The sequence below is a fragment of the Terriglobia bacterium genome (genome assembly GCA_036496425.1).
Classification (GTDB): domain Bacteria; phylum Acidobacteriota; class Terriglobia; order 20CM-2-55-15; family 20CM-2-55-15; genus 20CM-2-55-15.
In genome coordinates this window covers 1-6,567 of record DASXLG010000349.1, presented here as the reverse complement: position 1 = coordinate 6,567, position 6,567 = coordinate 1, and the positions used below count along the sequence as shown (strand labels likewise).

At 57.9% G+C, this 6,567-nt stretch carries 3 protein-coding genes; all 3 read right to left on the bottom strand.

The window, feature by feature from the left end; genetic code table 11:
• On the bottom strand, nt 1–3,864 hold a 3,864-nt coding region (locus VGK48_25610; protein HEY2384568.1), incomplete at its 3' end, for a TonB-dependent receptor.
• A 227-nt stretch (nt 3,865–4,091) separates the two neighbouring features.
• Complete coding sequence (locus VGK48_25605) at nt 4,092–5,906, bottom strand: ankyrin repeat domain-containing protein (protein ID HEY2384567.1); 1,815 nt, start codon at nt 5,904–5,906, stop codon at nt 4,092–4,094.
• On the bottom strand, nt 5,903–6,567 hold a 665-nt coding region (locus tag VGK48_25600; protein ID HEY2384566.1), incomplete at its 5' end, for a DUF1552 domain-containing protein. The genes VGK48_25605 and VGK48_25600, both read right to left, overlap by 4 nt.

Genomic DNA, 6,567 nt, shown 5'->3' with positions numbered 1-6,567 from the left:
GAGCGTGAAGGTTTTCCCCTCGGTGATCCGAATTTGCTTCGTCAATGCCATATTCAAGGTCAGCGTTCCAGGCCCTTTGATCGTAGGCAAGGCCAGAGGCGTGTTTCCAGTGGTGCCCGGAACGGGATTTTGAAGAATCGTGTTGCCGGAGTTGTCCACGACGACTTGATTCGTAAAGACACCGGGTAACGTCGGATCCCCTCCGAAATCAGGCTTCGGTGCGGGTTGCGTTTTGAGGTTTGCAAAGTACTGGACGAACCCATCTCCCTTGACCACGTCTCCCTTTTGGAGCGCCCCGGCCTGGTCCGCCGTGTTCGAACCGAGATGGTTCAAGGTGCCCCGGCTCGACGTAAACGTCAGCGGAGCGCCAGAGGTCCATGAGGCTATGGAAGAAATCTGCCAACCGCCAATCACGCGCTGCGTCCAGGCAGGCGCATTCGAAAGGAACAAGCGGTTGGAACCGAATGGCAGATCCCAGGTGCCATTCGCAACGAGAACGTGCGTCCGGTCGGCCGACAACAGCCCTTTGCTCAATTGGTGATTGCGTTGATCACGAGTGCCGTTGTCTCCGATAGCCTTGGACCACGTGTAGCTGAACTGGCCGGTGAATCCCTGCGAAACCCGCTTGGTAACATGGGCCTGCAAGGAATGGTAGGTCGAGCTGCTGATGTTATTGCTGAGCGATACGCTTCCGAACTGCGGGCTCACGACGATGAAATTCTCCGGAAGGCCGGCGTTGCGCAACAATCCTCCAGGTTGACCTCCCGGAGCGATGGTCGATGTGTTGATGAAATTGGCAAAGCCGCCGACGTCGCCGGTGGCGATGAAGGTGTTGGTGCTCGTTGATTTCCGCAGCGCTTGCGCGGCCGTCAGCGTTGTTCCATTGACAAGGCCGGCTCCGCCAAGCGTCACGCCCTTAAAGATCTGGTCCATGAGCGGAACATTATTCTGTCCGGCTCGAACCGCATTGAACGCGCTCAGGATGCCGTTCTCGAAAATGTTGGTGTCATTAAGCTGCTGCGTCGAAAAGAGCCGTGAGGCTTTGTTGCCGACCCAGCCGATATCCAGCGCCAAGCTCCGCGTCAGCTCCCGCTGAACAGAGAGATTGAAGCTCTGGATATAAGGTATCGTACGGTTATCGGCATAACCAGTAATGCCCGCTGTCCGATTCGTGAGCGCGGTCGGAGTAAACGGCGCCGCAGAGGTTGCCGCCAGTGGAAACAAACTGGTGTTGCCGGCAGCGTGGGCGGCATCCAGGTAGGCCGAGGGAGTATATGTTTGATTTAGAGTTTGTCCGGCAAGATTTCCGACGCTGCCCGAGAAGGCCCCAGGGCCCTCCGCGCCGGCATAGTTGATCCCGTAACCTCCGCGCACTACCGTGGTTCGTTTGAATCGTGAGATCGACCAACTAAAGCCAAAGGAAGGACCAAAATCTTTCCAGTCATTCCCGTAGATCGTTTGGCCCGGATTTGCGGAGTCCCTTCCCACCAGAATGGTTCCTGTCAATGAGGGATTTGCAGAACCGCAATTCCCGGCGCCGGGCTGCCACATCACGGCAAAGCTACCGCCGGAACATCCAAAGAGCGCCGCCTGGCCGGATCCGTAAGAACTGATGTATTTGCCGCCCAGGTGATCGGCATCATATACGACACCGTATTTGTCGTATCGGATACCGAGCAGCAGCGTTAGGTCTTTCGTGGCTTTCCAGTTGTCTTTGAAGAAGAGATCCCACTGGTTTGTATGAAGATTGCGGTAGAAGAGAAAACTCGTCCGGTAGTCGGTCCACGTCGTCGCAGTCGGGCTGTTCACAAAAAACTGTTCCCCGATTGTATTGATCGAACCGGCGAGATTGGCCAGGAGACTTGTGGCGACGGAGACATCGCTGGAATTCAATCCCTTAAAATTCGTCGTATTTAGGTTGGGAACGGGAACGGAGGGATTGACGCCCAAAGATGCAAGAGGCCGAGTCTCTTGTTGGCCGCCATGATTGGATTGGTTCGTCCACTGCCAATCGTATTCGAAACCCGCCTGAAGCGAGTGCGCCCCTTTCGTGAAACTCATAGTGTCGGCAATCGGGATAAATGGGCTGTACGAACTGCGGGGCGAGGCAACGCCGAAAGGCGCATAGTTTCCCAGGATGACATTGGCTCCTGCCGGGCCCGGCGTGCTTACGGTATTGGCTAAGTATAGAAAACTTGAGGAAGGGCCTCCGACACTGGGATAGCTATTGACAATCGCTTGCGCGTCGGCGGTGCGCGTGTTCTGGGACGCGCCCTGATAACAGCATCCCTTGTCGAATGCGGACGTTCCTATCCAGGTATCCCGCTTTATTCCGGTTCGGAATTCGTTGAGCACCGTTGGCGAAACCGTAGCCGTCCACTGCAGCGTATAAAAATATGGAACGCGCAGGACATCGCCGAAGCCGCCGGCGGGATAGTCCGGAAGACCGGTCTGGCCCGTCACACCCCAGTCCTTTTCCTGGGTCATGGTAAATGTCACCTTGTGCCTGGTATTGACTTGATAATCGAACCGGACCGTTACATGGTTCCGATTGGGATTCGGACTTACGCCGGTGGCGCCGTCAAATCCGTCATGCGGCTGCTGCCACTTGAAGCCGGCGGTATTCAATCCGTCGCCGACGCTCCAATCGTTGGGCAGGGGCATGCGGGTGAGGTATTGCGGCCCGAACCACACCGGATCGATCTGCGTCCGGTTCGGGTCCTTCACATCCGTGAACAAGTTAAAGGAGTTTAAGAACAGCGGAGCGCCGGTGACCGGGTCGGAACTCAGTGTCTTGCCGGCGAGATTGACCGATGGCGTCGTCCCGAAAGCATTGCCGTTGCGGCGGCTGGTCCCTCCGTTTGCTCCCGTGGCGCCTTGCGTCAAATATTGAAAAATACCCTGCCGCGCTGTTGGAGTCAGAACGAGCGCATCGTCGAGAACCTTCTCCAGGTAGCGCTGGTCATCGATCAGGAAAAAGAAGAATGCCTTATTCTTGATGATCGGTCCGCCAACGCGGCCGCCGAACTGATTCCGATTCGTATAATTGCGCTGCGCGCCAATCAGATTGCTAAACCACGGCTGAGCGTTGAGAACTCCGTTGTTGTTCGTATAAAAAGCCGCTCCATGAAACTCATTCGTGCCCGCGCGGGTACGTAACTGGACCTGCGCCGCGCCGCGTCCCAGCGCCGGGTCAATGCTGTTGGAACTGACTTTGACTTCTTCGATCATGTCCGGGCTGGTGAAGATCGACGAGTACGCGCCGTTCGAAGAGTTGTAACGCCCATCGTTGGTAACGATGCCGTCGCGCGTGGTGTTGACATAGCCGATAGGAAGTCCGCCGAAAGACGGCGCCGATGCGTTCGAGTTGGACACGTTGATGACGCCCGCTGTCGTTGCGATCATGTCCATCACGTTGCGGCTCCCCAGGGGAAGGGTCTGCACATCGTGGTCGGGCAGAACGTTTCCGACCGAAGCCGACGTCGTCGCCAGAACCGTGTCTGCCGCAATCGAGACGTCGACGCTTTGAGCGGCTGTCAGCACCTGCAAGGTGAAGTTCAATCGCACTTCCTGGCCTTGGCCGAGAACAACGTTGTTGTAAGAAGCGGTCTGGAACCCAGACAAAACGGCCGACAATGTGTATGTTCCGGGCTGAAGACTCGGGAACACAAAGTTGCCCGTCTCATTGGTAAGACGGGTATCCGCGATTCCAGTATTAATGTTTTTCGCCGTGACTTCGACGCCCGGTATGAGAGCGCCGGAGGCGTCCGATACCGTGCCAGTCAAACCCGCATTGATTTGCCCAAATGCATAACTGGATAGCGCCAACGCGCACACGAAAAACTTGACGACGATCGACTTCATATGTACGGAGCCTCCACCTGTGACCGAATTGCGACTGAATTCGGCGGGACTCTATCACGGCCGGTGGGAAAACAACATAATTTTTATGGAGTATGAAATATCAGTTGAGTGGGAGGCGCCTCCGGGCTTTTGCGGCTCCGTGCGGCTTTGCACAAAATACCTTTAAATGCGTGAAATATCAGAAGTGCGGGTGTGCTCCGGGCGCTTGTAGCCCGGAGCACAAACTGCTACTGCCCGGAGTCGCAGGCTTCCGTGATACAGATGGACTCGAGCGTACGGCCTACAGGCGGCACGGGAAGTCCCTGAGCTGCCAGGAGCTTTCGGATTAGAAGTCCGGTTTCGGGATGCCCGATTGCGGACTGCACGCCCACACGCACGAGACCATCCGCGTAATCCACTGGCTCCCACAGGTGAACGGAGAGCTTGCCGCCGCGGTTGTCCGTATTCCCGTAATCCTTCATGTTCAGTTTTGCGCCATGATCGGCGAGCACCTGAACGACATCCGGACGTCCCTTGTGTGCGGCGCCATGGAGGGCGACGCGCCCTGTGTCCGCTTGCGCGTTGGGGTCGAGACCAAGATCCAGGAGCAGCTTTACAGCTTCCAGCGTCTCCTCCCGTGAATGTTCGTACGTGATCCCCTCGACCCAGCCGATTCCAGACGCCACTTGCAAGGCTGTCACACCCAGCACTGTAGAGATCTTCGGATCAGCGCCGTGCGCCAGAAGCAGCTTCATCAATTCAACGTCTCCGGACTGGGATGCCCGCAGAAACGGCGTGGCGCCATTCTCATCCAGCCATTGGCCTGTGAAAACCGTTCGGCTTTCCGTGCTGTCTTTTATCGGGGCGTTGACATTTGCACCCCTGGCGAGCAGCAACTTGATGAAATCGAGATGCTCCATGTCGGGTTTGCGGACAGGATAATCCCCGGATTCGATATTGCGATTGTCCGTCGCCAGGTAGAGCGGAGTCCATCCCCCTTTGTTCGGGAGGTTGACATCGGCGCCGTGGTCCAGCAGATAGGCGCCGAGCTTGTAGTAGCGGTTTTGTGTCGCAACGAGCAGCGCACTCCAGCCGTACCCGGTGGTCTGGTTAACGTCCGCTCCAGCCGCCAGGAGAACTTTGACGGATTCGAGACCGTTGGAACGTGCGGCCATCGTCAGAGCCGTGAGTTGTCCGCCATCCGGCGGACCCTGATTGCGGCCGCGGCCTCCACCTCCCCCGGCTGCAGCATCGTCTGCCGCTCCGGCGTCATCTGCGGCTGCCGCCTGTTGTGCGGCACGTTGTGCGGCCGGCTGTACGTTTTTTGATCCTCCGCGGGTGTCAGCCACGAGCGGCGCCGGCTGGTTGGCAGCGAGAGCTGCAGCTTGTGCCTCAACCGCCTTCCGGGGATCTCCCGATTTACCGCTGGGCCGCGGTGCTTGTCGCGTCGCGAGATTCGACCTCATATTCATGACCGCTCCGCTTTGGATCAGCAACCGAATTGCGGCGGCCTGCCCCTCATCCGCTGCCCACATGAGGGCCGTGGTTCCGCGCAATGTTTCCTTAGCATTGACATTTGCACCATGATCGATCAGCAGTTTCATTGCATCGACCTTACCGGTGCGTGCCGCGGCCATGAGCGGAGTTCTTCCGAGGGGAAGCGCTTCATTTGGATCGGCGCCTGCGTTAAGCAACGAAGCGATGATTCCCGCATCGCCTGTGGCACTCGCCAGCCACAGTGGCGTAGATCCTTCAATGTTTGCCACGTTGGGATTCGCCTTGGCCCGGATCAGCATGTCCACCATTTCTTTATCGCCACGATACGCAGCCCAGTGGAGCGCGCTTGCGCCGTCGGCCTGGACGGCATTGACATCCGCGCGCTCCGTGATCAGCTTTCCGACGGCACCTTTGTCTCCGTGCATTGCGGCATCGGCCACATCCGTACGGCCGGCTCCAAAGCCGCCCACCGACAGCAAGAACACTGCGCCACACGTTGCAATGATGCGTGTCATCTCTTGACGGCTGCGCCCTGTCGGGCTTGCATTCGCTCCGCTCATGTTCATAAAGTCTCCAGCCGGCCCGTACTGTCGCCGACGTTCTCCTGGTGGATATCGAACTTATCCAGCACGCTCAACAACAGATTTCCCGTCGGTATGGTCTTCGACGGATAAGCGATATGACGCACGCCTTGAAGTTTTCCATTTGCGCCACCGACAAGCACGTGGGGCACGTCGTAGTGCAGGTGCTGGTTGGAATTGCCCATGTTGGTGCCGAAGAGAATCAGCGACCGATCCAGCAGCGTTCCGGTTCCTTCATTCGTTCTCGCAAGTTTGTCGGCGAGATACGCGATCATCTTGACATGATACTGATTGAGCTTGGCATAGTTGGCAATGACGCGGGGATCTTCACCATGATGCGATCCGCCGTGCCAGCTCAACGTCGGCACTTCGCTGTCCGGGAAGACCCGGCCCGTCAGATCCCGCCCCATGATCAGCGTTCCGACGCGTGTGATGTCGGCCTGGAACGCCAGCGCGAGCAGGCCGAACTGCAGCTTGATGTGCTCGTCGAAGGTCTGCGGCACGCCAACCGGCACCGTCATGTCGGCCGGCGCGACGGTCGAGGCCTTCATCGCGATCTGCAGCCGGCGCTCGATCTCGCGGACGTTTTCCGTGTAGTCATCGAGCCGTGCGCGATCCGAGGAGCTGACGTCAGAGCGCAGGCGCG

Bases quoted from the DNA above. Each gene is read 5' to 3' on its own strand.
- VGK48_25605 (HEY2384567.1), bottom strand. From the start codon at position 5,906: ATGAACATGAGCGGAGCGAATGCAAGCCCGACAGGGCGCAGCCGTCAA.